Source organism: Streptomyces uncialis (assembly GCF_001905345.1).
In the GTDB taxonomy this organism is placed as follows: domain Bacteria; phylum Actinomycetota; class Actinomycetes; order Streptomycetales; family Streptomycetaceae; genus Streptomyces; species Streptomyces uncialis.
Map to the genome: position 1 here is coordinate 173784 of NZ_LFBV01000010.1, position 26162 is coordinate 199945.

Genomic DNA, 26162 nt, shown 5'->3' on the forward strand with positions numbered 1-26162 from the left:
GGTCCCGAGCGGCGGGCCGGTTCCGAGCGGTGGGCCCGTCCGGTCCCGGTCCGGTGGGTCCGCCCCGTCCGGCGGCACGGTCCTGACCGCCGCACCCGCACCCACACCCGTGCCCGCCGCACCCGCGCCCGTATCCGCCGCACCCGTCCCCGTCCCCACCGTGCCCGCCGCGCGGACACCCCTGTCCGCGGCGTCCGCGGCCCCCGTCCCCGCGGCCCCCGTCCCCGCTCCCCTGTCCGTCCCTGCGTCCGCCCGGGTCCCGGGTGCCGACGAGGGCGGCGCACCGCCGTCCCGGCGGAAGTGAGGTCCGATGCAAGCCCCTGGTCCAAGAGTCGGCCGTACCGGTGCGGGCCGCCCCCCGGCGCGCCCCGCGGACGGTCCGCGGCGGCCGTGGCGGAAGGACCCCTCCTTCCGGCGGTCGGCCGCGCTGTTCCGCGCGTTCCTGCGGGAACAGGACGACCCCGAGGCGTGCTACACCCTGCTCGCCCAGGACGCCGCCGACCAGGTCGAGGCGTACGGCGGGCCGCTCGACGGGCGGACCGTCGTCGACATCGGCGGTGGCGGCGGGTACTTCACCCGGGAGTTCCGGCGGCGCGGCGCGTGTGCGGCGCTGTTCGAGCCGGACCCCCGGGAACTGGGCGGCTCCCCGCCCGAGGGCGCGGTCGTCGCGGACGGCTATCTGCTGCCGCTCGCGGACGGCACCGCCGATGTGTGTTTCTCCTCGAACGTCCTGGAGCACGTGGACGATCCGCAGACCTTCCTCAGTGAGATGGTCCGCGTCACCCGCCCCGGCGGGCTGATCTATGTCTCGTTCACCAACTGGCTCTCCCCGTGGGGCGGTCACGAGGGGGCGCCCTGGCACTATCTGGGCGCCCGCCGGGCGCGGGACCGCTACGAGCGGCGCTCCGGCCGCCCCGCCAAGCACATCCTCGGCGAGAACCTCTTCGCCGTGCACGTAGGTCCGACGCTGCGCCAGGTGAGGGCGCGGACCGATGTCACCGTGGTGTCCGCCCGGTCCCGCTACTGGCCGTTCCTGGCCGGTGCGGTGACCCGGGTGCCGGGCCTGCGGGAATTCGCCACCTGGAACCTTCTCCTCATCCTCAGGCGGTGTCCATGACCAGTACGGCCCCGGCGGCCCAGGCTCCCCCTCCGGCCGCCCCGCGCACCACCAGCACCACCGAAGGCCCTCCCGGGGTGCCCCGGTCGCGCCGGTGGCTCGCCGGTTTCTGGGCCGTGGTGTTCACGCTGTTCCTGGTGGTGTCACCAGGACGGATGACGTTCGACACCAAGCTCGGGGTCACGGTCGACCCCTGGCAGTTCCTCGGCGACCTCGGCCAGTTGTGGCAGGACCGGGCGGGCTTCGGCACGCTCACCGACCAGTACATCGGCTACGCGTTCCCGATGCTCCCCTACTACGGGCTCGCCGATCTGGCGCAGCTCCCGGTGTGGCTCGCGGAGCGGCTGTGGCTGTCGATCGTGGTGACGGCCGCGTTCTGGGGCGCGCTGCGGCTCATGGAACGCCTCGCCGTGGGCAACCGCTCGACGCGGCTGCTGGGCGCGGCGGTGTACGCGCTGTGGCCGACGTACACGATCGTCGTCGGTTCCACGTCGGCGGCGGCGCTGCCCGGCGCGCTGCTGCCGTGGGTGCTGCTGCCGCTGGTCGACGACCGGTACAGCGCGCGGGTCGCGGCCTTGCGTTCCGCGCTGCTCGTGGTGTGCATGGGCGGGGTGAACGCGGCGTCGACGCTGGCGTCGCTGCTGCCGGTGGCGCTGTATCTGCTGACCCGGCCGCGCGGTCCGCGGCGGCGGGCGCTGATCCTGTGGTGGGTGCCGGGGGTGCTGCTGGCGACCCTGTGGTGGGTGGTCCCGCTGCTGCTGCTCGGGGTGTACGGCGAGAACTTCCTGCCGTACGTGGAGACCTCCCGGGTCACCACCGACACGATGGCGGCGACGGAGGCGCTGCGCGGCGCCGGGAACTGGGTCGCGTATCTGAACTTCGGTGAGCCGTGGCTGCCCGCCGGGTGGAGTGTCGCGTCGTCGGTGCCGGTGATCGTGGCGTCGGCGGTCGCCGCCGCGCTGGGTCTCGCGGGGCTGGCCCGCCGGGACGTGCCGGAGCGGCGCTGGCTGACGCTGACGGTGCTGACGGTGGCGTTGCTGACCCTGGCCGGGTACGGCGGCACGTTCGGCGGTCCGTTCCACGGCTTCGTGCAGGATCTGCTGGACGGTGTGCTGGTGCCGTTCCGCAACATCTACAAGTTCCAGACGGGCCTCGCGCTCGCGCTGGTGCTGGGTCTGACGCATCTGCTGGCCGTCGCGGTGCGTGCGCACGGGGCGCGGCCGGTGCGGGGCCGCCGCTGGGCGCCCGCGGTCGCCGCGGTGCTCGTGGTGCCGGGTCTCGCGCTGCCGTACGTCAACGGCTCGATCCTCCAGCCGGGTTCGTTCCAGAAGCTGCCCGATTACTGGGAGACCACGGCCGGCTGGCTGGAGAAGAACACCCCGGACAGCCGGGCGCTGGTGGTGCCCGCGACCGCGCACGGCGTCTACACGTGGGGCTCCCCCATCGACCAGCCGCTGGACGTGCTCGCCAAGTCCCGCTGGGCGCAGCGCGACTACGTCCCGTTCGGGACGGCGGGCAACCGGCGGGCGATGGACGCCGTGGAGCAGGCGCTGCTGACCGGTGCCGAGGTGCCGGGGCTGCGGGACTTCCTGAGCCGGGCGGGGCTGCACCATGTCGTCGTCCGCAACGACCTGGACCCCGACCAGATCGGATACGTCCCGACGACCACGGTGAAGCGGACCCTGGAGCAGTCCGGGTACGAGCGCGTCGAGGGCTTCGGCCCGGTGATGACCGGCGGGCGGATCGCGGACGACACCCCCCTCCAGGTCGAGGGGCTGTTCGCCCGGCAGCGCGCGGTGGAGATCTACGAGCCGGCGGCCGGTACGAAGCGCCCCGGCCAGGCGGGGATCTACGCCGCCGCCGACACGGCCGTGGTGTCCGGCGGACCGGAGACGCTGCTGCCGCTGTCGGGCGACCCGTCGCTGCGCGACCGTCCGACGGTCCTGACCGGTGACGGGCACCCGGGCGTCGACAAGCCCGCGCTCCAGGTGGTCGGGGACGGGCTGCGGCGCGCCGACACCCGCTTCGGCCTGGTGAACACCAACACCTCGTACACGTACACCGAGGACGAGCGGAACCACTCCGGGAGTGTGCAGGACCCGGGTGACGAGCCGCACCAGATCCTGCCGAGGAGCGGTGTCCGGCATCAGACGGTCGCCGAACTGCGGGGCGCCCGCGCGGTGACCGCGTCGTCCAGCGGCAACTGGCTGTTCCATCTGCCGCAGTACGACCCGGTGAACGCGTTCGACGGGAACCCGGACACGGCGTGGGCCGTGGGCACCTCGGGGGACGCGGCCGGTGAGTGGCTGCGGATCGCGTTCGAGGGAACGACGGAGATGCCGTCCTCGCTGACGGTCACCCCGCTGCCGCAGAACGGGACCCGGGCCGCGCCGACGAAGGTGCGGGTGGAGACCGAGCGCGGCAGCGAGACGAGTCCGCTGCGCGCCAACGGGAAGCCCCAGGACATCAAGTCCCCGCCGGGTGGGACGGACTGGCTGAGGATCACGATCGTGGAGACCGAGTCGGGCGGCCCCGGGCTGACCGGTGCCGGGTTCTCGGAGATCGAGATCCCGGATGTGTCGGTGACCCGGATGCTGAAGCTGCCCACGGACGCCGAGGACGCCACCCGCGCGGGTGCCGAGACGGTGTCGCTGCACCGGACGGCCGACCCGGGCGGGCTGTCCCCCGCCGGTACGGAGTCGGGGCTGCACCGCTCCTTCACCACCTCCGACGGCGGGGCGCACCAGGTCAGGATGAGCGCGGTACCGGTCCCCGGCGAGGCGCTGGACAAGCTGCTGTACGGGGCGGGCACCGAGCGGCCCCGCAACCAGGTCGTCGCGACGGCCGCCTCCACCGCGCGCCTCGGCGCGCAGCTGTCGGCGCGCAATCTCACCGACGGGGATCTGACGACCGCGTGGATCGCCGGGGACGAGCCGGTGGTCCGGCTGGCCTGGCGGGACAAGCGGCCGGTGGACCGGCTGGTGCTGACCGGCGCGGGCGGCCTGTCGGCCCGCCCCACGAAGGTCGAGATCAGTTCGCCGGACGGCGCGGCGATCGCGAACGTGGACGACAACGGCTGGGTGCGTTTCGACCCGATCACCACCGATGAGCTGGAGATCAGGGTGACCGCCACCTCCGAGGTCACCCTGCACAACCCGGTCGCCGGTGACGATCTGCGGCTGCCGGTCGGCCTGACGGAGATCACCGTCCCCGCGCTGGAGCCCGACGGCTACCGCACCGAACGGCCGTCCGACGGGCGGAGCTTCACCCTGGAGTGCGGCGAGGGTCCGGCGGTCGCGATCGACGGGGTCCTCCACGCGACGAGCGCCAAGGGCGTCGTCCAGGACCTGGTGGAACGGCGGCCCGTCGATGTGACGCTGTGCCAGCGGGACGAGCCGGACGCGGAACTCACGCTCGGCACGGGCACGCACACACTGGAGGCGGGCGACGAGGGTCCGCTGGCCGTCACCGCGGCGACCCTCACCCGGGGCGAGGCCGCCGCACCCGCGACGGCCACGCGTGAGCTGAAGGTCGACGACTGGCTCGGCGACCGCCGTCAGCTCACCGTCGGCTCCGGCGCGGAGTCGTACCTGACGACGTACGAGAACGTCAACGAGGGCTGGAAGGCGACCCTCGACGGCAAGGAGCTGACCTCGGTCCGGCTCGACGGCTGGCAGCAGGGCTTCCGCGTCCCCGAGGGCGAGGGCGGCAAGGTCACCCTGAGTTACGAGCCCGCGCGGACGTACGAGATCGGGCTGGTCGTCGGGTTCGCCGCGCTGCTCGGTCTGGTCGGTCTGGTGCTGTGGCGCCGCCAGGAGGAGAACCCGCACGGCCCGTCGGCGGCGGTGAACGGTCCGGGGACCCTCCTCGGCACGGTCGCGCTGACCCTGGTGGCCGTGGTGATCGCGGGCTGGTTCGCCCTGCTCGTCCCGGTCCTGGCGGTGCTCGCGCTGCGCCGTCACACCCTGCTGGTGCCGATCGCGTTCGTGTCGATGACGGCCGCGGGTGTCGTGGCGGCGACCGGCGCGGGCGAGGCTCCGGCGGCGGGCGAGGGGTCGTTCGGCCCGCTGGCGCAGGTGCTGGCGCTGATCGCGCTGTTCGCGGCGCTGGTGACGGTCGGCGGGGGCGGCGGCGGACACCGCCGCCGGACCGCCGGTCCGGCGGCGGCCGGTCCCACGGGTACGGCGGTGCTTCCGGCGCAGCCGTACGGGGCGCCCGCGGCGCAGCCCGCGCCGGCGGCGACGCCCACCGCGCGTCCTTCGGGTCCGTCGGTTCCTGCCGGTCCTGCCGGTCCTGCCGGTCAGGGTTCCGCTTCGGCCGTCGCAGGTTCGGACACGGCTCCGACCGCACCTGCCGCACCTGCCGCACCTGCCGCACCTGCCGCACCTGCGGGAACGTCCGGGGCGGGTCGAGCGGACGGGCCGGACGAGGCGAAGCGTACGGCTGGGCAGGACGGCCGGGACGGGCGGACCGTCACCGCGCGGGGGCCCGGCTCCGGGGCACGGGACGCGGGCGGGGGCGCTCGGTGACCGCTGTGGACGGTCCGGCCCGGCCCGCCGCACCGGCGGGCCCGGTCCGGGTGCCCTTCCCCGTCGTCGACGAGGTGTCGCGGCACTGCGTCCACGAGACGGAGCCGGACACCGTCCATATCGAGGTGCGGCTGCCGGGGCGGCCCGACCCGGAACGGCTGCGGCGGGCGTTCGGCGAGGCCCTGCGGCGCCACCCGCGCGCCTTGATGCGGGAGGCGCCGGGCCCCTGGTACCGGCGGCGCTACAGCTGGGAGCTGACGAACGGTCCCGACACGGAGGTGGTGACGTTCCCCGCGCCGGGACCCGGCGCGCTGGAGCGGGCGAGGGCCCGTGCCCTCGCGACGGCACCCCCGCTGTCGGCGTCCCCGCCGATCCGGCTGGAGGCGGTCGAGGACCCCGCGCGGCCCGGCGGGACGGTGCTCTTCCTGACGCTCAACCACACCGCGCTGGACGGTCCGGCCGGTATCCGTGTCCTCGCGACCGCCGCCGGGCTGTACGGCGGCGCCGGTGACGACGCGTCGTCCCCGCCCGCCCCGGCCCGGTGCGCCCCCGGGCCGGGCCCGGCCGACCCGGCGCCGGGCCCCTCCCCCTGGGCGCGGCCCGCCCGGCTGGCCCCCGGCACCCCGGCCCGGCCCGCCGGGGCGTCCGGCCCCGGCAACGGGATGCTCGTCCTCGACCTCGATGTCCCGCGCCGCCCGCCCGGCGCCCCGTACACCGTGAACGACCAGCTGATGGTGGCCACCGCGCTCACCGTGGCGCACTGGAACCGGACGCGGGGGGAACGGCCGCGCCCGGTGCGGATCACCATGCCGGTGGACGACCGGCCGCGCGGGCCCGGGATGCCGATCGGGAACGGCACCCGGCTGGTCGAGGTGCCGTTCACCGCCGCGGAACTGCGGCCCGCCGCCTGGGGCGGCGACGAGTGGCACCCGGCGGCGGTGCGCGGACTGCTGACGCGGACCGCGGACCGTACCCGCGCGCTGAAGGCGGCGGAGCGGCCGCAACTCGGGCGCGGGGCGACGCTGCTGACCGCGCCGGTGCTCCCGGTGCTCTGGCGGGCGGCCGTCACCCGGCTGCTGCGCCGCGCGCTGACGCCCTGGATGTCCACCACCCTGGTGAGCAACATCGGACGGGTGCCGTACCCGCTGGACTTCGGTGACGCGGGCCGGTCCGACGCGCTGTGGATCTCCGCGCCCGCGCGGATGCCCCGGGGGTTCACGGTGACCGTCGCCTCCACCGCCGGACGGCTGCATGTGGTGCTGCGCTGGTCGACGGCGCTGCTCGGGGACGCGGACGGCGCGCGGCTGCGGGAACTGTTCGAGCGGTATCTGGACCTGACCCGGCCCCCGGTGGCCGGGGACGGGGCGCGGGAGGGGACCCGATGACACGGACCACGCGGGACGGCACGGGGACCGGTGACCGGGCGGCGGACGACGGACGGGGCGGGGACGGCAGCGCGCCGCGCGGACTGCGGGACTTCTACGAGGACCCGGGGGTGCCCGTCGCGTCGGGGGACGCCCGCAGTCTGCGGCAGGCGCGGATGCTGGCCGCCGCCCTCGGCCCCGCCGCCGGACGCCCGGCCGTCGTCCTGGACGTGGGCTGCGGCGACGGCACCGCGGCGCGGACCGCGGCGCCGCTGCTGGCCGGGCACCGGGTCATCGGCGTCGACTGGTCGCAGGACGCGCTGCGCCGGGCCCGCGCCCACCTCACGGACGTGGTGCGCGGCGAACTCACCGACGGGGGGCTGCCGCTGCGCTCCGGCTCGGCGGACGCCGTGCTGTTCAGCGAGGTCATCGAGCACCTCGTCGACCCCGACAGCGCCCTGGACGAGCTGCGCCGGGTACTGCGGCCCGGCGGGCATCTGATGCTGTCCACCCCGAACCTGGCCGCCTGGTACAACCGGGCGCTGCTCCTCGCGGGGGTGCAGCCCGTGTTCTCCGAGGTCAGCCTGCGGGGCATCCATGGGCGGCCCGGCCGGGAGGTCGTCGGTCATCTGCGGCTCTACACGGCACGCGCGCTGCGGGAGTTCGTCGCGGCGTCCGGTTTCGAGGTGGTCCGGCTCGCGGGCGCCCCGTTCCACGGGGTGCCGCGTCCGCTGCGCGGCCTGGACCGGCTGGCCTGCGCGGCGCCGTCCCTCTCCTCGATCCTGCTGCTGCACGCGCGAAGGACATAGCCGTGGGGTGGGGGGTGGCCGCCGCGCTGCTCGCGAACGTGCTCTACAGCACCGGGTTCGTGCTGGAGAAACGGGCGCTCGCGCGGCTGCCCGCGGTGAGCGTGCGCGAACCGGTGCGGCTGCTGTGGCTGGTGCTGCGCAGTCCGCTGTGGATCGGCGGCGCGCTGGCGCTGGCCGCCGGGTTCGGCGCGCAGCTCGCCGTGTACCGGACGCTGCCGATCGCCGCCGCGCAGGGCATCTTCGTGTCGGGGCTCGTACTGCTCCTGCTGCTGTCGTCGCGGGTCCTCGGTGAGGAGACCTCGGGGCGTGAGCGGTACGCGATCGGGGCGATCCTGCTGGCGCTGCTGATGGTCGTGCTGTCGCTGCCGCACGGCGCCGGGTCCGCGGAGGCGGTGGGCGCGGGGGCCCCGGCCGGGGTGATCCTTCTGGTGTGCGTGCCCACGCTCGCGGCGGGCCTCGGGCTGTACGCGGTGACCGAGCGGCGGGCCGGGCGGCGGCACCGGATGCCGACGGCCGGTGTCGAGTACGGGGTCGCCGTCGGGCTGCTCTACGGGGTCAGCTCGCTGGCGATCAAAGGGGTCTCCGGGCATCTGCCGGACCTCGCGCGGGCACCGGGCGGGGCGCTGCTCGGGCTGCTCGGCTCGCCGTACCCCTATCTGCTGCTGTGCACCGGGGTGTTCGGGCTGATCATGTCGCAGGCGGCGCTCCAGCGCTGCCGGGCGTCCTTGATCGTGCCGGTGTGCACCACGGTGTCCTGTGTGTTCTCGGCCGTCCTCGGGACCCTCGCGTTCGGTGAGGCGCTGCCCGGTGATCCGGTGCGGCTCGCGCTGCGGGTCGCGGGGACGGTCCTCGCGGTGTCGGTCCTCCTCGCGATGCCGAAGCACGACTCCCCGCCCGGTCCCGCCGTACCCGACCGTCCCGCCGTCCCGTCCCCGACCCCGCCGTGCCCGACCGCAAGGAGCTGACCCCCATGAGTCCTGACGATCCGCTGCTCGACCTTCTCGTGTGCCCGCTGGACAAGGGCGCGCTGCGTCTGGTCGGTCCCGAGGGGGGTGCCCCCGGGACGGCCCTGTACAACCCGCGGCTGCGGCGGCTGTACCCGGTGGTGGACGGGGTGCCGCAGTTGCTGCCCGCGTCGGGGACGGCGGTGACGGACGCGGAGCACGAGCGGTTCACGGCCGGGGCCCCGGCGGACGGCTGAGCGGTTCCCCGGCGCCGGTGCGGCACGATGGGGGCATGCCCCGTACCCCGTCCGTGCCCGGTGCCCCGTTCGGTCCGCTGGAGTTCCAGCTGGTGCTGCTGCGGCGGATGGCCGACCACCAACCGGATCTGGTGGCGGACGCGCGACGGACGCTCGGGGTGTCCGTCACGGAGATGCGCGAGGCGAACCGGCGGTGGCAGGCGATGTCCCGGTCCCCGCGGGGGCGGGGGGCCGCCGGGCGTTACCGGTCGGTGCTGGGGCCGCCCGAGTCGCGGTCCGCCCGGCGGGTCGGGGACCTGGAGTGCGAGGCGCTGCTGTGGCCGGTGCCGTTGTGGCCGGACCTGCGGTTCGAGGTGCTGACGGGGCCCGGTGGGGCGGTGTGGAACGAGTGGCTCGTACGGGCGCCGGGGTGTGCGGGGCCCGTGCTGCGGGGGGTCGGTGACCTCGTGCCCTGGTCGGTGACCGTAGACGAGGTCGCCTCGGCGTTCCCGCCGGCGCGGCCTTTGCAGGGGTCGGCGCCCGGGCGGTGGGGACTGGCGTTCACCGCGAGCGGTGCGCCCTATGCGTACACAGCGGAGTTCACGTGGGGCCTCCTCCAGCGGATCTCCCCCGGGTGACCCTTCCCCTGGTACCCCTTGGGTTCCTGTGCTGGGCGCACTTGTTCCCGCACAGGTCGTTCGTGGGTGCGCAGTTCCCCGCGGGTCGCCTTCGCTTGCGCTTCTGAGGTCTGTCCGGGTGGGCGCACTCCGTTCCTGTGCCGTCGCCCGGTGGATTCGCGCAGTTCCCCGCGCCCCTGTCGGGGCGCTGCCTAGCTGGTCTTGTCCGTCGGGCGGGGGGTCCGTCCGGCTGGGCGCACTCCGTTCCCGTGCCGTCGCCCGGTGGATTCGCGCAGTTCCCCGCGCCCCTGTCGGGGCGCTGCCTGGCTGGTGTTGTCCGTCGAGTGCGGGCCGGTTCTCGTCTTTGCGCAGTTCCCCGCGCCCCTGAAGGGGCGCCTACCTGGGGCTGTTCTCAGTCTGCGGGTGTGGTCAGGCCCCGGGCCGGGCGGGGTCGAACCACCCTCCTCTCGCAGTCGCGCTGCTGCGGGAGGGGGTGGGCGGGAATCTCTGCCCGCAGACTCCGATGCTCTTCAGTCGGGCAAGGGGGATGTCGTACCGAGCGCGTTGGAGCGAGGACGGAGAATCCCGACCGGCACCGACCCCAAGAACCGGCCGGACGCGCCCCAAAGGGGCGCGGGGAACTGCGCGAAAACGAGGGCCGACCCGCACCCGACGAACAAACCCGAAGGGGCAGCATCCAGGGGCGCGGGGAACTGCGCACCCCACGAACGACGGCACACGAACGAAGTACGCCCAGCCGGACAGACCTAGGAAGCGCAAGCGAAGGCGACCCGCGGGAGCTCCCGTACAGGAACAAGTGGGCCGGCCACGGCGGACCTCAGGCGACGCACCCCGTGAGGGACTTCGCCAGGGCCGACGCCGTCTCGGGGTGGAGGCCGAGGAACAGGTTCGGCTCGATCAGCTCCAGCTCCATGACCCGGGGCACCCCATCGTCCCCGTCGACGAGATCCACCCGAGCGTAGACAGGCGCCCCCGAGAGGGGGACAGCCGCCAGCGCCCGCCGCGCCACCGCCAGCTCCGCCGGACCCGGCGTCCACCCCCGCACCCCGGGATGCGCGGTCTTGGCCGCGTCGAAGGCCGCCCCGGCCTCCAGGACGGCCCCCTTCCGTATCGCGTGGTGGAAGGTCCCCCCGATATGGACCAGGGCCCGCTCCCCGGTCGTCTCGATGGCCCGCATATAGGGCTGGACCATCGCGGTGAGCCCTTCCGCGTGCATCCGCGAGACCTGCTCCCGGGCCCGCCGCACGGCCCCCGCGCCGCCGTCCTCGTACCGCGCCGCGTACCGCGCGCCCGCGCCCCAGGTGGGCTTGACGACGAACGGACCGTCGGGGAAGCCGGGTTCCGCGCCGGGCGGGACGAAGCGGGTGGGGACCACGGGCACGTCCGCGCGGGCGAGGTCGTCCAGGTAGCGCTTGTCGCTGTTCCAGCGGAGTACCGGCGCGGGGTTGACCAGCCGGGTCAGCGTGGCGCAGCGGTCGGCCCAGGCGAGGAACTCGGTGACCCGCTGGGTGTAGTCCCAGGTGGAGCGGACCACGGCGAGGTCGAAGGAGGCCCAGTCGGCCCCGGGGTCGTCCCACGCCACCGCCTGTCCGGCCGCGCCCGCCGCGGTCAGCGCGTCGAGCATCGCCGGGAGGTCGGGATCGGTCACCCCGCCGGGGCGGGGACGGTAGGTGACCAGGGCGATCCTGGGGGTGCGGGACACGGCGGAGCTCCTGGTGGAAGGCGGGCGGACGGACCGGACGCAGGGTAACTCTCCGGATGTCCGGGACACCACGCTTTACCTTGCCCCTCGGTCAAGCCCCAGGATCGGGGACAGGACGAGGAGCGGGGTGGGCGGTCATGAACGGCGGGTTCCCGGACGGCGAGGGCACGGGCGGCGAGGGCACGGGCGGCGGGGACGGCGGCGGGGACGGCCCGGGGGCCGGTGCCTCGCTGACCATCGGCGCGTTCGCGCGGGCCGCCCGGCTGTCGCCGAAGGCCCTGCGGCTGTACGACGAGCTGGACCTGCTGCGTCCGGCCCGGGTGGACCCCCGGTCGGGCTACCGCTTCTACTCGCCGGACCAGTTGGAGCGGGCCCGTCTGGTGGCGTGGCTGCGCAGGCTGGGGATGCCGCTGGCCCGTATCCGTGAGGTGACGGCCCTGGCGCCGCCACGCGCGGCACAGGCGGTGCGGCGGTACTGGGCCGAGGTGGAGGCGGAGACCTCGGCCCGTCGTGACCTCGCGGAGTTCCTCGTCGACCAGCTCTCCGCACCCTTACGACCGAAGGAGCCTGTCATGACCCTGGAACTGCGCTGCGCGGCCCTGTCGGACGGGGGCCTGGTGCGTCCCGGCAACCAGGACGCCGTCCACGCGGGCACCCGGCTGCTGGCCGTCGCGGACGGCTTCGGGCCGGGCGGGGCGCCCGCGAGCGCCGCGGCCGTCGAGGCGCTGAAGGCCCTGGACGGCGGGACACTGGACCCGGGCGACGTGCTGAACGCCCTGGAGGACGCGGTCGCGCGGGCGGCCCGCGCGGTACGCGAGGTCGCCGTGCGGACGGCCGGGGCGGCGGGCCGGGCGGAGGTGGGGACGACGCTGACCGCGCTGCTGTGGACCGCCTCGCGGCTGGCGCTCGTCCATATCGGGGACTCCCGGGCGCATGTCCTGCGCGACGGTGAGCTGTTCCTCGTCACGGAGGACCACACCGTGACGGGTTCGCTGGTCGAGGAGGGACGGCTCACCGAGGAGGAGGCGCGGTCGCATCCGGGGCGGTCGCTGCTGCTGCGGGCGCTGACGGGCTCCGGCGGGCACGGTGTACCGGACATCCGGCTGCACGACACCCGGCCGGGCGACCGCTATCTGCTGTGCTCGGACGGACTGTCGGCGGTGGTCCCCGGGGAGCGGCTGCGGAGCGTGCTCGTGGCGGCCCCGGACCCGGCCGCGGCGGTGCGCGAGCTGCGTGCGCGGGCGTACGAGGCGGGGGCGCCGGACCATCTGAGCTGTGTCGTCGCGGAGGTCGCGGAGCGGGCCCCCGGCGGCTGAGGAGGGTGCAAGCTTGCGGGTGCGGCGTCCGGCCGCGCGGGGCGGTGACCGTCCCGGACCTCCCAGACGAGGAGCAGCACGCGTGACCGTTCTCTTCCCGGCCCTGACGGACCCCCGCGCGGCGGACCGGCCCGCGCTCCGCTTCGGTGACCGCTCGCTGACGTACGGGGCGCTGGCGTCCGCGGCGGGGCGGGTGGGGCGGCTGGTCGCCGGGGAGGGGCGGGTCGCGGTGTGGGCGGTCCCGTCGCCGGAGACCGCGGTCGGGGTGGTGGGCGCGCTGCTCGCGGGGGTGGCGGTGGTGCCGCTGAATCCCGCCTCGGGTGCGGCGGAGCTGGCGCATGTGGTCGCCGACAGCGCGCCGCGGCGGGTGCTGGTGGCACCGGGTACGGAGCTCCCGGCGGCGTTGCGGGGCGTGCCCCGGCTGGAGGTGTCGGCGGAGCCGGACGGCGGTCCGGGCGCGGAGCCGGCAGGGGAGCCCGTACGGGAAGAAGGGTGGGGCGGGGAGGTGCCCGCGCTCGTCGTCTACACCTCGGGGACGACCGGTGCGCCGAAAGGCGCGGTGCTCCCCCGGCGGGCGCTCGCGGCGAGTCTCGACGCGCTGGCGCGGGTGTGGGCGTGGACGGGTGACGACGTGCTGGTGCACGGGCTGCCGCTGTTCCATGTGCACGGGCTGGTCCTGGGGACGCTGGGGCCGTTGCGGCTCGGGGGTGAGGTGCGGCATCTGGGGCGGTTCAGCACGGAGGGGGTGGCCCGGGAGCTGGGCGCCGGGGCGACGATGCTGTTCGGGGTGCCGACGATGTACCACCGGATCGCGGAGGCGCTGCCCGGTGATCCGGCGCTGACGCGGGCGCTGGCGGGGGCGCGGCTGCTGGTGTCCGGTTCGGCGGCGCTGCCCCTGCGGGACCACGAGCGGATCGCGGCGGCGACCGGGCGGCGGGTGGTGGAGCGGTACGGGATGACGGAGACGCTGATGAACACGGCCGTCCACGCGGACGGTGAGGCGCGGGCGGGGACGGTCGGGCCGCCGCTGCCGGGGGTGGGGCTGCGGCTGGTGGACGAGTCGGGGGCGGCGCTGACCGCGCCGGGTCCCGGGGAGGTCGGGGAGATCCAGGTGCGGGGGGCGAATCTCTTCACGGGGTATCTGAACCGGCCGGAGGCGACGGCCTCGGCGTTCACGGCGGACGGCTGGTTCCGTACCGGGGACATGGGGGTGCTGGACCCGGACGGGTATGTGCGGATCGTCGGGCGCAAGGCCACGGACCTGATCAAGAGCGGTGGTTACAAGATCGGGGCGGGGGAGGTCGAGAACGCGCTGCTGGACCATCCGGGGGTGCGGGAGGCGGCGGTGACCGGCGAGCCCGACCCGGATCTCGGGGAGCGGGTGGTGGCCTGGGTGGTCGCCGCCGACCCGGCGGACCCGCCCGGGGCGCGGGAGCTGGCGGAGCATGTGGCGGCGGCGCTGGCCCCGCACAAGCGGCCGCGGGTGGTGCGGTACGTGGCGGAGCTGCCGCGCAACGACATGGGCAAGGTCCTGAAGCGGGCCCTGACACAGGGCGGTTGAGCCGGGGCGTGTCGAACGGGGTTCGAACGGTGGGGCAGTTGTTCCCTGGAACAGGTGATCGTCGCTCTGATGATTGCCCCGGGCACCGACGGTCAGGGATGATCACGGTGTGCGAACGACGGGATGCATACCGTCACTTCGCCTCTCCTGTTCCTCCCGGTCGTCCCCGTATGTCCCCCGTGAGCCCTCCTGGTTCGCGGAAGACGGGTGGCGGCGGAGCGGGCGGGAGCGAGTCCCACACCGGCATCCCAGCAAGGAGAACCACAGCATGAACTTCCTCACCGACGTCCTCGCCGGCCTCCTCCACATCGTCGGCCGCCTCGTCTGACGTCACGGCGAAGGCGCGCGGGCGCCGTCTCCCCCGGTCCCACGGGGAGGCGGCGCCCCCGCGCGTGTTGCGGCGTTTCCCCTGACAGCGGCAACTCCCTTCGGGGACAATGTGCTTCGCCGGGACCGCCTGGGCTCCCGCCCCCCGCGCGGCCGGTACGGATCTGTACGGTGCGGGCTGGCACGGGGGTCGTGTGGACGAGCTGGTGGAGTTCAGGACCGAGGGCGGCGCGGCAGTCCTCGTCGGCACGGACGACGCGGACCGGGGCGGCTCCCGGCCGGTGTCGCGGGGCGGCGGCCCCGCGCAGGCCGCCCGGACCTTCGAGTCGTCCCTGGACGGGGCGCGGGCGGCGGCCGAGGCCGCGCTGCGGGTGTTCCGGGACGGGACACTCGGTCCGGACTCCGTGGAGATCGAGTTCGGCGTGAAGCTCACCGCCGAGAGCGGCGCGGTGATCGTGAAGGGTTCCGCCGAGGGCCATCTGACGGTCCGGCTGACCTGGTCGCCCGGCGGCGCGGACCCGGCGGCCGGGGCCGTCCCGTCCCCGGAGCCGACCGCCGGATCATGACGGCGGACGGTCCCGGCGCGGGCACCGGGGTCCGGGTCCCGCCGGCCGGGCTCCCGGCCGCGGCCTCCTGGCACGCCCGGGTGGACTGCGGCGGCGAGGTCGGCGCGGGCTTCCTCGTCTCCGAGCGGGAGGTGCTGACCTGCGCCCATGTCGTCCGCGAGCGGCACACCGGCGCGGACGTCACGGTGACGTTCCCGCACGCGCGCCCGCTCGGCGGCGTCGCGGCCCGGGTGGTGGCGCACGGCGGCTGGGGCGGCGGCGATCTGGACACCGGGGACGTCGCGGTACTGGAACTGGAGCGGACGGTGTCCCTGGCCCCGGTCGAGTTCGCGGCGCCCGGCGACGGCTACGGCGACCCGCCGCGCAGACTCCTCGTGTACGGCTTCCCGGCCCGCTTCGACGAGGGCGTGCTCGCCGAGTACCGGGCCACCGCCACCCAGCGGATCAGCGACGAATGGGTGCAGCTGGAGCCGTGGACCGGGCACGGCCGGCCGATCGCCCCCGGGTTCAGCGGGGCCGCGGCGGTCCTCGCCGACACCGGCCGGGCCGTGGGGATGGTGACCTCGGCGGACCGGGGCGGCCCGGCGCGCGGCGGCCGGATGCTGCCCGTGGCGGTGCTGGCGCGCTACTGGGCCCGGCTCACCGAGCTGATCCCGACCCGGGGGTTCGGGCGGGCCGACAAGGAGACCCTGCGGCGGCTGGTGACGGCCGCCGGGGCGGACGGCCCCGAGTGCGTGCCGGACCGGCTCTACGCCGAGTCCGTCGACCCGGTGGGCGGACCGCCGCTGCCGCCGGGCGGGTTCCCCGCGCTGTGGGACGTCGTCTGGTACCTGCTGTCGGAGGTCGACGACCCGGCGGCGCCCGCCCGGTTCGCGGACCGGCTCGCCGACTTCGTGTCCGACCCGGAGGTGCGGTACGGGCTGCGCAGATGGGCCGCCCGCGGCGGCCCCCCGCCCCCCGCCGCACCCCCCACGGCCCCCGTCACGCCCCCCGCACCCACGGCGTACCCGCCACCCCCGCACCCGGCCGTCCCGGCACCCTCCGGCGGTGCGTACCGGGAGCGTCCCTCCGGCGGCGTTCCCGGGGAGCGGCCCGCGCCCGCCTGGTCGCCCATCGTCGTGGAGCTGGAGCGCTCCGGCTCCGGCGGCGGCCAGTACCTGGCGCAGGTGTCCGCGTACCGGGACGGGCACCGCCGGGTGGTCGGCGCCCGCACCCTCGCCAAACGCGCGCTGCCCCGGTACGTCGCCGAGCGCGTGGACGAGGCGTTCCACGAACTGCCGCACGGCGCGCCGGTCCTGATCGCGTTCGTCGTACCGCGCGCCCTGCTCAACGAGCCGGTGGACCGCTGGCCCCGGGGCGCCGGTGACCCGAGCCCGCTGGGCTGTCTGTACCCGCTGGTGGTGCTGGACCGGGAACGGCGCAGGCAGGGCGGGCGCCGGCATGAGCTGCTGCGCAAGTGGGAGCGGCTGGACGCCCGGGAGCGCGCCGAGCTGTACCGGGTGGAGTGCGGCAGCGCGGAGGACCAGGGCAGGCTCACCGTCCGGCTCTGGGAGGACGGCCAGATGATGGGGTTCACCGCGCCGCCCACGTCCCCCCGGATGAAACGGCTGTTCGCGGCCGGGCTGAACGGCTCCGTACCGGTGCTGCTGTGGCCGCGCACCGGCTGCGACGGCCGGCACGGCGACGGGGAGCCCTGCGCGGGGAGGGAGTTCCTGGACGAGCTGACCGCCTATGTGGCCCGGCTGCCACCGGCGGAGCTGCCGTCGCACATCCGTGCGCTGCGCAGCGTCGTGTATCTGTCCGACGACCCGGGAAGCCACTGGGCCAGGGATCTGACCCTGTTGTGGGAGGACCCGCGCTGCTTCCCCGAACCCCCCGGCCATGCCGCGTCACCCGTCGGCTGACCCCGCCGATCCGCCCCGTCCGCAGACCCGAGGAGTCCGGCTCATGTCCCTGTGGCCCGTCTACACCGGTACGAACGAGCCGCACGACGGTATCGACGCGCTGCCCGCGCCGCCGCCGTGGCGGGCCTTCGACGGCGGTCCCCCGCTGGAGACACCCGCCCCGGACGAGGACACGGCCGCCGCGTCCCCGGACCGCGCCCACCGGGCCCGGACGTACCAGGCGCCGCCGCGGAGCGTGGACCTGGTCAACGCGGCGCTGTATCTGCGGCGTCCGCTGCTGGTGACCGGTCCGCCCGGCAGCGGCAAGTCGTCGCTCGCGTACGCGGTCGCCCGGGAGCTGCGGCTGGGGCCGGTGCTGCGCTGGAACATCACCAGCCGTTCCACCCTGCACGACGGGCTGTACCAGTACGACGCGCTGTCCCGGCTGTACGCGGCCCGGGAGTCGGCGGCGCGGGCGGGCGGCGAACCGGCGACCGGCGCGCAGGACGACGGCGAGGAGCTCCAGGACCATCTGCGGCTCGGTCCGCTCGGTACCGCCCTGCTGCCCTACCGGCGGCCCCGGGTGCTGCTGATCGACGAGATCGACAAGAGCGACCTGGATCTGCCGAACGACCTGCTCAATGTGCTGGAGGAGGGCCAGTACCAGATCCCCGAGCTGGTCCGGGCGGCCCGACGCACCCCCCGGGCGGAGGTGATGGTGGACGGCGGCCGGGACCGGGTGGCCGTCACGGGCGGCGCGGTGCGCTGCCGGGCGTTCCCGTTCGTGGTGCTGACCAGCAACGGGGAGCGGGAGTTCCCGCCCGCGTTCCTGCGGCGCTGTCTGTCGCTGCGGCTGCGGCGGCCGGACGGCGCCCAGCTGGACCGGATCGTCACCGCGCACCTGGGGGAACCGGACGCCTACGCGCGGACCCTGATCTCCCGGTTCCTGGAGCGGGCGGACAGCGGGGGCCTCGCGACGGACCAGTTGCTCAACGCGATCTATCTGACCGGGACGGCGGGGCTGACCGGGGTGTCCCGGGACGCGCTCGCCGAACAGCTGATGCCGTATCTGAGCCGCACCCCGGACAGCGACGACGATGCCTACTGAGTCCGGTCCCCTCCCGTCGCCCGTCGCCCGGCTGGCGGCCGTCCTCACCGACGCCGCGCGGGGCACCGCGCCGACGCCCACCGAACTCGCCGAACTCCTGTGGCTGGCGGGCCGGTGCGCTCCCGGCGGCCGGCCCGGGACTCCCGTCGTCCCGCAGCTCCCCGGCCCGGACCCCGGCCCCGACGACGGCGACAGCGACGGCCCCGACGGCGACGAGCGGACCGGCGGCCCCGGGACCGGCCGGGACGGGCCGCCACCGCCGGAGCCGGGCACCGGACGGGAGCGGGCCGTCGTCCATCTCCCCGGGCCCGCGCCGCGGCCCCCCGTGGCGGACCGCCCCGATCCGGTCGGGCGGGCCGCGCTGCTGGTGCCCGCGCCGCCGATGCTGGCCCGGCCGCTCGCCCTCCAGCGGGCGCTTCGTCCGCTGGCCCGCAAGGTGCCCGCCCCGCACGGCCGGGAGCTGGACGAGGAGGCGACCGCCGACCGGATCGCGCGCCTCGGACCGGGTCCACGCTCCTGGCTGCCGGTGCTGCGCCCGGCGCGTGAGCGCTGGCTGCGGCTCCATCTCGTCCATGACACCGGGCCGACGATGCCGCTGTGGCGTCCGCTGGTACGGGAGCTGCGGACCGTGCTGGAACGGTCAGGGGTGTTCCGCACGGTGGAGGTGTACCGCGCGGACGCCGACGGAACGGTACGCGGGCCGCGCGGCGGACCGGTGCCCGCGCTCGCCGACGGACGGACCGTGACCCTGCTGTTCAGCGACTGTGTGGGCCCCCAGTGGTGGGACGGCCCCGCCGGGGTCCGCTGGTACGGCACCCTGCGCCGGTGGGCCGACCGGATGCCCGTCGCCGTGCTCCAGCCGCTGCCCGAGCGGCTGTGGCGGGCCACCGCGCTCCCGGCGGCCCCGGGCCGGCTGTCGTCGCCCGCGCCCGCCGCCCCCAACTCGGCGCTGGTGTTCACCCCGTACGACCCCGTCGCGCCCGACGGGGTGCCCCGGCCGGGCCCCGCCCCGGTCGCGCTGCCCGTGCTCGAAGTGGGGCCCGGCTGGCTGGGCCACTGGTCGGCGCTGATCGCCGGGCCCGGCGGCACCCGGGAGCCGGGGGCCGCGGCCCGGCTCCACCACCGGCCGGTGCCCGTCGCCACGGACGATCCCGCGCGGGACGACGCGCGGAACCTGTCCGCCACCGATCTCGTCGCCCGGTTCCGCGCGACGGCTTCGCCGGAGGCGTTCCGGCTCGCCGGGCACCTCGCGCTCGGCACCCCGAGGCTGCCGGTGATGCGGCTCGTCCAGGCGGCGACCGAGGCGCGTCCCAGCCCGCAGCATCTGGCGGAGGTGGTCCTCAGCGGGATGCTCACCGGCGGGGCCCGGCCCTCCGGCTGGTACGCCTTCCGGCCCGGGGTACGTGAGGTGCTGCTGCGCTCGCTGCCCCGCTCCACCCGCAGCCGTACCGAGGCGCTGCTGGCCCGGGTCGGCGCCCTGATCGACGCGGGCGCGGGCACGGTGCCCGGCGGCTTCCCGATGGAGGTCGCGGTACCGGACGCCGCCGCCGGGGGCGCGCCCGGCGGCCCACCGGTCGCCACGGTCGGCGCGGACAGCCTGCGGTACGCAGGACGCCCCCCGGCCCCGCGCCCGGCCCCGGACGAGGGGTCACCGCGGCCCTCGGACCTCCTGTCCTGGGAGGCCGTGGAGACGGCGGGACCGGCGGAACCGGCAGCGGTGACGGACCCGGGGCCGGACCCGGAAGAGGACGGCCCGCCCGCGCACGCCCCGTACTTCGACACCGGTGTGGTGGTCGGTGGCCGATACCGGCTGGAGCACCCGATCCGGCCGGGCGGCGGGCTGTGGCTGGCCGGGGACCCGGTGGCGGACCGGACCGTGGTGATACAGGCGTTCTCCGTCGGCGAGCCGGAGGACGCCGCCCATTTCGAGCGTACGGTCCGGCTGCTGCGGGAACTGCGCGACCCGAACATCGTCCGTGTCCTCGGCTCGGGACGGCACGGCGCCGCGCGGTTCATCGCCATGGAGCACCTGGACGGCATCCCGCTGAACGCGCTCGCCGCGCCGCAGGGGTTCGTGCTCCCCGCCCGGCTGTTCGTCTCCGTGGCGGCGGGGCTCGCCGCCGCGCTGGACGCGCTGGGCCGCCATGGGGTGGTGCACGGTTCCGTCGGCACGCACAGCGTGGTCGTCCTCCCCGACGGGACGCCGCGGCTGACCCTCTTCGAGCTCGACCGCGCACCGGGCCCCGACCGGCGGCGGGAGGATCTGCGGCGGCTGGGGTCGGCGCTGGCGTTCCTCGCGTCGTCCTCGTCCACCGCGGAGGCGCACCCGACGCCACGGAACCTGAACCGGCTGCCCCAGCCGCTGCGCGCCCCGGTGTCCGAGGCGCTCACGGCCCTGCTGCACGGCTCCGCCGACGACGCCGCCCAGGCCCTGAACGGGCTGCGGAACCCCGAACTGCGCGGCCACGCCCGCAGATCGGCGCCGTATCTGCGCTACCGGCTGCTCGGCCCGGTCCAGGTGTGGCGCACCGGCGCCCCTCCGCCGGACCCCGCGGGCGGACCCCGTCCCGTCCGGCTGACCAGGAACTCCGAGCAGGTGCTGGTGGACTCGGCCACGGGCGGTGAACGGCTGGCCGTGCTCGTCCAGTTGCTGCTGCGGCACGGCCGTACCGTGACGCACGACCGGCTCGTCGAGAAGGTGTGGGACCCCGCGGAGCGGCCCGCGCATGCCAGCGCGGTCCTGAGCGAGCATGTGTCCCGGCTGCGGCGGGCCCTGGGCCCCTGCACGGTCGCCCGGCTGCCCGACGGCTACGCCCTGCACATCAGCCCGGACCAGGTGGACCTGCTGGACCTGGACTCCCTGGCGGCCGAGGCGCGGAACCTGCGCGGCGACGGCGACCCGGCGCGGGCGTCCCGGGCGATCCGCACGGCCCTCCAGCTCTGGCAGGGCACCCCGCTGGACGGGGTCCCCGGGCCGGGCGCGGCGGCCCACCGCGAGCGGCTGACCGCGCTGCGGCTGGAACTCCTCACCACCCTCGCCGAACTGGACCTGGAGCAGCGCCGGTTCGCCGATGTGGCCGACGACCTCGCCGCCCGGGTCCGCGAACACCCGGAGCATGTGGGACTGCGGGCCCTGCGGATGCGGGCCCTGTACGAACTGGGGCGCCACGACGAGGCGTTGGAGGTGTACGACGGGCTGCGGGCGGCCGGCGGGCGGCCGGGTCCGGCGATGGACGCGCTGCACCGGGAGGTGGCGGACGCCCGGGAGGCCGCGGCGGACGGCCCGGGGACGGACTCCGGCCCGTGGGCCCCGGGGACCCGGACGCGGGAGGGGAACGGGGGCCCGGCCCGGCATCCGGTGTCGTCCGTGGCGTTCGACGTCTCCTTCGACATCGCGCCCCGCGCCCCGCTGGCCCCGGCGGTGCGGGAGTCCCTGCACCGGGTCCTCGCCGGGCTGACCCGGCGCCCCGGCGGGCTGCGGTCCACGCCGACCGGGTACGTGATGGCGGTCCCGCCGGGCGGCCCCGCGCTGGCGCTGCTGCCCGCGGTCGTCCTGGAGCTGCCCGGCGCGCTGGCGGCGGCGGAGCTGCCGCCGCTCCTGGTGAGTTTCCTGCACGAGGACTCCCTGGCCGACTCCCCCGCGCGCTCCGAGTCGGCCCTGCGGTCCGTCCTCGGGGACCGGCTGCGGGACGCGGGCGCCCGCGTCCTCGTCGCCGTGTCCCGCTTCCACGAGGAGTCCCTGGCCACCGCCCCGGTACCGCCCCAGGCGGTGTTCCGCCCCCTGTACCGCAGAGGCGTACGCGGCCCGGTCTGCTCCTACGCCCTGCTCACCGGCCCGCCCCCGGCCCGTTCCCGCTGACCGGGCCGGGTCACACGGACCGGTCACGGGGCCCCGGGGCGGACGCCCGCACGCCCCATGTCCGCCCCGGGGTTCACCCCGCCCTCACCCGGTGTGCCGCCGCCCGGGGCGCGGTACGGCCCGCACGTCGTCGTCAGGCACCCCCGCGGCCGACGCTTCGGCGGTCCGTGCGGTCCGTCAGCAGTTCACCGTACGGTCGTAGTTTCCGAGGACCCCGGTGTAGATGTACAGGTCGCTCGCGCCGCGCGCCAGCTTGTAGCAGCGGCTGTCCGGGGCCAGGGACACCACGACCCGCACCGAACGGGTGCCGGAGCAGTTGTTGCTGAGCAGGACGTCGAAGCCGTTGGTGGTCTCCGTGACCATGCGGCCTATGCAGGACGGGGCCGTGGTCGCCGCCGCCGCGGGCGGCGCCGAGACCGCCAGCGAACCGACGAGAGCGACCGCGGTCACGGCGGCCTGGGCGGCCTTCCGGGAGGTAAGCATCAAGTACTCCTTGCCTGGAGGTTGTTCACAACAGCCCGGAGGTTAGGCTGACGCGCGCACAATGTGCGCACGACGTCCGCACAACTCGGCTTCGGACGGCCCGTGTCACGGGCCCCGCTTCTCGCGACATGGTTGGTGACGGTGCGCTTCGCTCTCCTCGGCCCCCTGGAGGTCACCCTCGACGGCCGGCACCTCGCCCTGGGCTCCATCAAGCAGCGCCTGCTGCTGGCCACCCTGCTCAGCCGCCCCTCGCGGACGGTGCCGACCGGTGTGCTGGTGGCCGCCCTGTGGGGCGAGGACCCGCCAGCGTCCGCCGCCGCCAATCTGCGGACCTACGCGCGGGGGCTGCGCGGCGCCCTGGGCGGCGACGGCTCCTGGGACGGTATGCCGCACACCCGGGGCGGCTACCTGCTCCGTGTCCCACCGGGCGGGACGGACGTGGAACGCTTCGACGAGGCCGCGTTCCGGGGCCGCCGCGCCCTGGCCGCCGATGACCCCTCCCTGGCCCGCGAGGAGCTGTCGAGGGCGCTCGCCGTCTGGCGCGGCCGGGTCCTCGAAGGGCTCGTGCTGCCGGACGTCCTGGAGTCCTGGGCGACCGGTCTGGAGGAACGCCGGTGCCACACCGAGGAGGACCACGCCCAGGCGCTGCTCGCGGAGGGCGATCTGTCGCAGGCGGTCCTGCGGATGCGGAAACTGGTGGCGTCCCATCCGTCACGGCAGCGGGCCTGGGGCCATCTGATGCTCGGTCTGTACCGGGTGGGCGATGTGGGGGGCGCCCTGGAGGCGTACCGCGAGGTGCGTGACACGCTGGTACGGGAGACCGGTCTGGAACCCGGCCCCGAGCTGACGCGCTTGCACGCGGACATCCTCAAGCAGCGGTCGACCGCCACCGTCGGCGACTCCCCGCCACCCCCGCCCCGGCCCCGCCAGCTCCCCCTCATCACACCCGACTTCGTCGGCCGGGAGGAGGCCCTCGCCGCGCTCGACGCCGGTCTCCACCGCGCGGACGGCGAGACGCCGGGTGTCGTGATCACCGCCGTCTCGGGGATGGCCGGCGTCGGCAAGACGACACTCGCGCTGCACTGGGCCCACCGGGTCGCCGACCGGTTCCCCGACGGGCAGCTCCATGTGGATCTGCGGGGGTACGACGAGAGCGGGGTGGTGTCCGCGTCCGACGCCCTCCAGGGCTTCGTCCAGGCGCTCGGCGTACCGCAGGCCCGGATACCCTCCGGCACACAGGCCCGCGCGGGCCTGTTCCGCAGTCTGCTGGCCACCCGCCGGATGCTGGTGGTGCTGGACAACGCCCGGGACTCCGCCCATGTCCGGCCGCTGCTCCCCGGCGCCGGGAACAGCGTGGTGGTCGTCACCAGCCGGAACCGGCTGGCGGGGCTGGTGACGTCCGAGGGGGCCCGGTCACTGACCCTCGATGTGCTGAGCGCGACGGAGTCGGCCCGGATGCTGGCCCGCCGGGTGGGCCCGCGGGTGGAGGCCGAACCGGACGCCGCCGCCGACATCGTGACCCTGACCGGACGGCTGCCCCTCGCCCTCGCCGTCGTCGCCGCCCGCGTGGCGAACCACCCGGCGTTCCCCCTGCACGCCTTCGCCGCCGAACTCCGCCCCAGCGGGGCCCTGCTGGACGTACTGGAGGACGGTGACGCGCAGCGGGTGCTGTCCTGGTCGTATCTGGCCCTGACCGAGGAGGCGGCCCGGCTGTTCCGGCTGCTCGGACTGCACCCGGGACCCGATCTGACCCTGGACGCCGCCGCCGCGCTGGCCGGTGCCCCGGCGCACTCCGTCAGGCCCCTGCTGCGGGAGCTGACCCGGCTGCATCTGCTGACCGAACACCGGCCCGGCCGCTATCTGTTCCACGATCTGCTGCGGACATACGCGTCCGCGCTGGTCCGCACCACCGAACCGTCCGCCGGTGTGCTCCAGGCGCGGGAACGGTTCTACGACCACTGTCTGCACCGCGCGCACGCCGCCGCGGTGCTCGTGCAGCCGCAGTGGCCCGCCGTCGTGCCCGTGCCCCCGCTGCCGTCGAACAGCGGCGACCGCGCCCGCGACGCCGAGGCCGCCCTGGGGTGGTTCGCCGACGAGCGCCAGGTACTGCTGCGGACGGTGGCGCAGGCCGCGGCGCGCGGCTTCGAGACCTACAGCTGGCAGCTGGCCTGGGCGCTCACCGCCTATCTGGCGCCCCTCGGCCTGTGGCAGGACCAGCGCGCGGTCCAGGAGACCGCGCTGGCCACCGCCGAGCGGTCCGGCGAGGAGGTGGGCGAGGCCATGGCCTGCCGGCTGCTCGCCCGCGCCGAGGCCAGGCTCGGCGCCCTGGACACCGCCGAGCGGCTGCTGCGCCGGGCCCTCGGGCTGTACGAGCGGCTGGGCGAGCACAACGGGCAGGCCCAGACCCTGCACAACTACGTCGAGCTCTGCTACATGGGCGGCCGGCTGGCGGAGGCGCTGGAGCACGGGCGCGAGGCGCTGCGGCTGTACGGGCTCTCCGGCAACCGGGACGGCGAGGCCCGCACCCTCAACGCGATGGGCTGGCTCCACGCCGCCGAGGGCGACCACCCGGCCGCCATCGACCACTGCACCCGCGCGCTCGACCGCCAGCGGCAGGCGGGCGACCGCAACGGCCAGGCCGCCACCCTGGACAGCCTGGGATTCGCCTATCACCATCTGGCGCGCTACGACCGGGCGGTGGCCTGCTACGAGGAGGCCATCGCGCTGTTCCGGTCCTCGGCCGACCGCTACCACGAGGCCGAGACCCTGGTCAGACTGGGCGACACCCACCTGGTGACCGGCCGTCCGGCGGCTGCCGAGGAGGTCTGGGGGCGGGCCGCCGCGATGTTCGACGCCCTGTGGGACCCGGAGGCCGAAACGGTACGGAAGCGCTTGGCCGAACTGAGGAACCCCCGTCAGCAGGACTGACCCCGCGCATGGGTCCGCGCGCCCGCGCTGACGGGCGCGTCCAGCGGACACGGTGACCGGGTACACGACGCGTACCCGCGGACACCTTCCCCGAGAACACGACGCGTAACGCGCCGCACACCCCCGGGACACCCCGGTCCCCGCCGGTGGTCCCAGGGGTGTGCGGCGCGTTACGCGCGGCGGGTTCAGACCCCGTGTGTCCTTCCCGCCTCCGACGGACCGGACCGGGTCACGCCTTGACGCCGTAGACCGTGCCGCACGCGGAATAGCTGCCCTTCACGACGCAGACCTGCATGTCGTGCCTGCTGCCCTCCGGGAGATTCCCGCTGGCCCTGTCGGTGTAGGGGGCGTTGTGCCCTCGGGTCGTCGCCACCCGGGAACCGTCCAGGGTCACCTGGATGCCGTAGCCGTCGGAGGCCGAGTCGCGGGCGATGATGGTGTCTCCCGTGGAGGAGCCGAAGTCGCCCGGGTCACCCGCCCACTGCCCGGTCCCCGCGCGATCTCCGTTGATGTACATCACGATCTCCGCCCAACCCATGTCCAGCGGGTCGGCCCTGCTCGTGAAGGTGACGTTGGGCGCCGCGCTGGCCGGAGGGGCCGCCACCGCGACGAGCGCTCCCGCAGCGAACACCGAAGCGGCGAGCGCCCGTACCGTGGCCGTCCTGAACTTCATCTTCATGTCCCCTTCGAGATGAGGGCATACGAATGGAGCACGCCCTGCTTTCCCGGCGCCGGCTTCTCCGCGCATGCTTCACGGAGAACCCTGAGCCATCGTGACGAGCGCGTCTTCCG

General features: G+C 75.6%; 17 protein-coding genes. 14 read left to right on the forward strand and 3 right to left on the reverse strand.

From position 1 onward, the window contains the following. Positions 1-310 precede the first annotated feature (310 nt). From AB852_RS31065 to AB852_RS31095, 7 genes are read left to right on the forward strand one after another with little or no spacing between them, the layout of a single operon-like run. Positions 311-1117: a class I SAM-dependent methyltransferase gene (locus tag AB852_RS31065; RefSeq protein WP_073793555.1), complete on the forward strand. Its 807-nt coding sequence runs from the start codon at positions 311-313 to the stop codon at positions 1115-1117. Then, the gene (locus AB852_RS31070) at positions 1114-5646 is read left to right on the forward strand and encodes an alpha-(1->3)-arabinofuranosyltransferase domain-containing protein (protein ID WP_079185050.1); all 4533 of its coding nucleotides are present in this window, start codon (positions 1114-1116) and stop codon (positions 5644-5646) included. Before AB852_RS31065 ends, AB852_RS31070 begins: the two co-directional genes overlap by 4 nt. Beyond that, positions 5643-7031: a condensation protein gene (locus AB852_RS31075; RefSeq protein WP_073793556.1), complete on the forward strand. Its 1389-nt coding sequence runs from the start codon at positions 5643-5645 to the stop codon at positions 7029-7031. The genes AB852_RS31070 and AB852_RS31075 overlap by 4 nt, the downstream gene beginning before the upstream one ends. Beyond that, the gene (locus AB852_RS31080; RefSeq protein WP_245876988.1) at positions 7028-7819 is read left to right on the forward strand and encodes a class I SAM-dependent methyltransferase; all 792 of its coding nucleotides are present in this window, start codon (positions 7028-7030) and stop codon (positions 7817-7819) included. The genes AB852_RS31075 and AB852_RS31080 overlap by 4 nt, the downstream gene beginning before the upstream one ends. 14 nt (positions 7820-7833) lie before the next feature. After that, complete coding sequence (locus tag AB852_RS31085) at positions 7834-8784, forward strand: hypothetical protein (RefSeq protein ID WP_073794219.1); 951 nt, start codon at positions 7834-7836, stop codon at positions 8782-8784. A gap of 5 nt (positions 8785-8789) precedes the next feature. Next, a complete protein-coding gene (locus tag AB852_RS31090; protein ID WP_073793557.1) occupies positions 8790-9020 on the forward strand; it encodes a Trm112 family protein in 231 nt (76 codons plus the stop codon). A gap of 35 nt (positions 9021-9055) precedes the next feature. Continuing rightward, positions 9056-9637 carry a hypothetical protein gene (locus AB852_RS31095; RefSeq protein ID WP_073793558.1) on the forward strand — a complete coding sequence of 194 codons (582 nt, stop codon included), beginning with the start codon at positions 9056-9058 and terminating at the stop codon, positions 9635-9637. Positions 9638-10454: 817 nt separating this feature from the next. Here the strand turns inward: AB852_RS31095 and AB852_RS31100 are convergent. Beyond that, positions 10455-11339, reverse strand: a complete 885-nt coding sequence (locus AB852_RS31100; protein WP_073793559.1) for an ATP-grasp domain-containing protein — start codon at positions 11337-11339, stop codon at positions 10455-10457. A gap of 137 nt (positions 11340-11476) precedes the next feature. On the opposite strand from AB852_RS31100, the gene AB852_RS31105 reads away from it, so the two are divergent. From AB852_RS31105 to AB852_RS41435, 6 genes are all read left to right on the forward strand, one after another. After that, a complete protein-coding gene (locus tag AB852_RS31105) occupies positions 11477-12655 on the forward strand; it encodes a MerR family transcriptional regulator (protein WP_079185051.1) in 1179 nt (392 codons plus the stop codon). An 82-nt stretch (positions 12656-12737) separates the two neighbouring features. Next, positions 12738-14216 carry an acyl-CoA synthetase gene (locus AB852_RS31110; RefSeq protein ID WP_073793560.1) on the forward strand — a complete coding sequence of 493 codons (1479 nt, stop codon included), beginning with the start codon at positions 12738-12740 and terminating at the stop codon, positions 14214-14216. Positions 14217-14737: 521 nt separating this feature from the next. Further along, the gene (locus AB852_RS31115) at positions 14738-15109 is read left to right on the forward strand and encodes a CU044_2847 family protein (RefSeq protein WP_073794225.1); all 372 of its coding nucleotides are present in this window, start codon (positions 14738-14740) and stop codon (positions 15107-15109) included. Next, positions 15106-17013, forward strand: coding sequence for a VMAP-C domain-containing protein (locus AB852_RS31120; RefSeq protein WP_143201307.1), 1908 nt, complete (start codon positions 15106-15108; stop codon positions 17011-17013). Before AB852_RS31115 ends, AB852_RS31120 begins: the two co-directional genes overlap by 4 nt. 43 nt (positions 17014-17056) lie before the next feature. Continuing rightward, positions 17057-18100, forward strand: coding sequence for an AAA family ATPase (locus tag AB852_RS31125; RefSeq protein ID WP_073793561.1), 1044 nt, complete (start codon positions 17057-17059; stop codon positions 18098-18100). Beyond that, positions 18090-21959 (forward strand): SAV_2336 N-terminal domain-related protein, encoded by a 3870-nt coding sequence (locus AB852_RS41435; protein ID WP_073793562.1) that lies wholly within the window; start codon positions 18090-18092, stop codon positions 21957-21959. Before AB852_RS31125 ends, AB852_RS41435 begins: the two co-directional genes overlap by 11 nt. Before the next feature lie 177 nt (positions 21960-22136). On the opposite strand, the gene AB852_RS31135 is transcribed toward AB852_RS41435, so the two are convergent. Continuing rightward, complete coding sequence (locus AB852_RS31135; protein WP_073793563.1) at positions 22137-22442, reverse strand: beta-Ig-H3/fasciclin; 306 nt, start codon at positions 22440-22442, stop codon at positions 22137-22139. Between the two features lie 141 nt (positions 22443-22583). On the opposite strand from AB852_RS31135, the gene AB852_RS31140 reads away from it, so the two are divergent. Further along, entirely contained in the window at positions 22584-25370 is a 2787-nt protein-coding gene (locus tag AB852_RS31140) for an AfsR/SARP family transcriptional regulator (protein WP_073794231.1), read from the forward strand. A gap of 229 nt (positions 25371-25599) precedes the next feature. On the opposite strand, the gene AB852_RS31145 is transcribed toward AB852_RS31140, so the two are convergent. Continuing rightward, complete coding sequence (locus tag AB852_RS31145) at positions 25600-26043, reverse strand: hypothetical protein (RefSeq protein ID WP_143201308.1); 444 nt, start codon at positions 26041-26043, stop codon at positions 25600-25602. Positions 26044-26162: the final 119 nt, after the last annotated feature.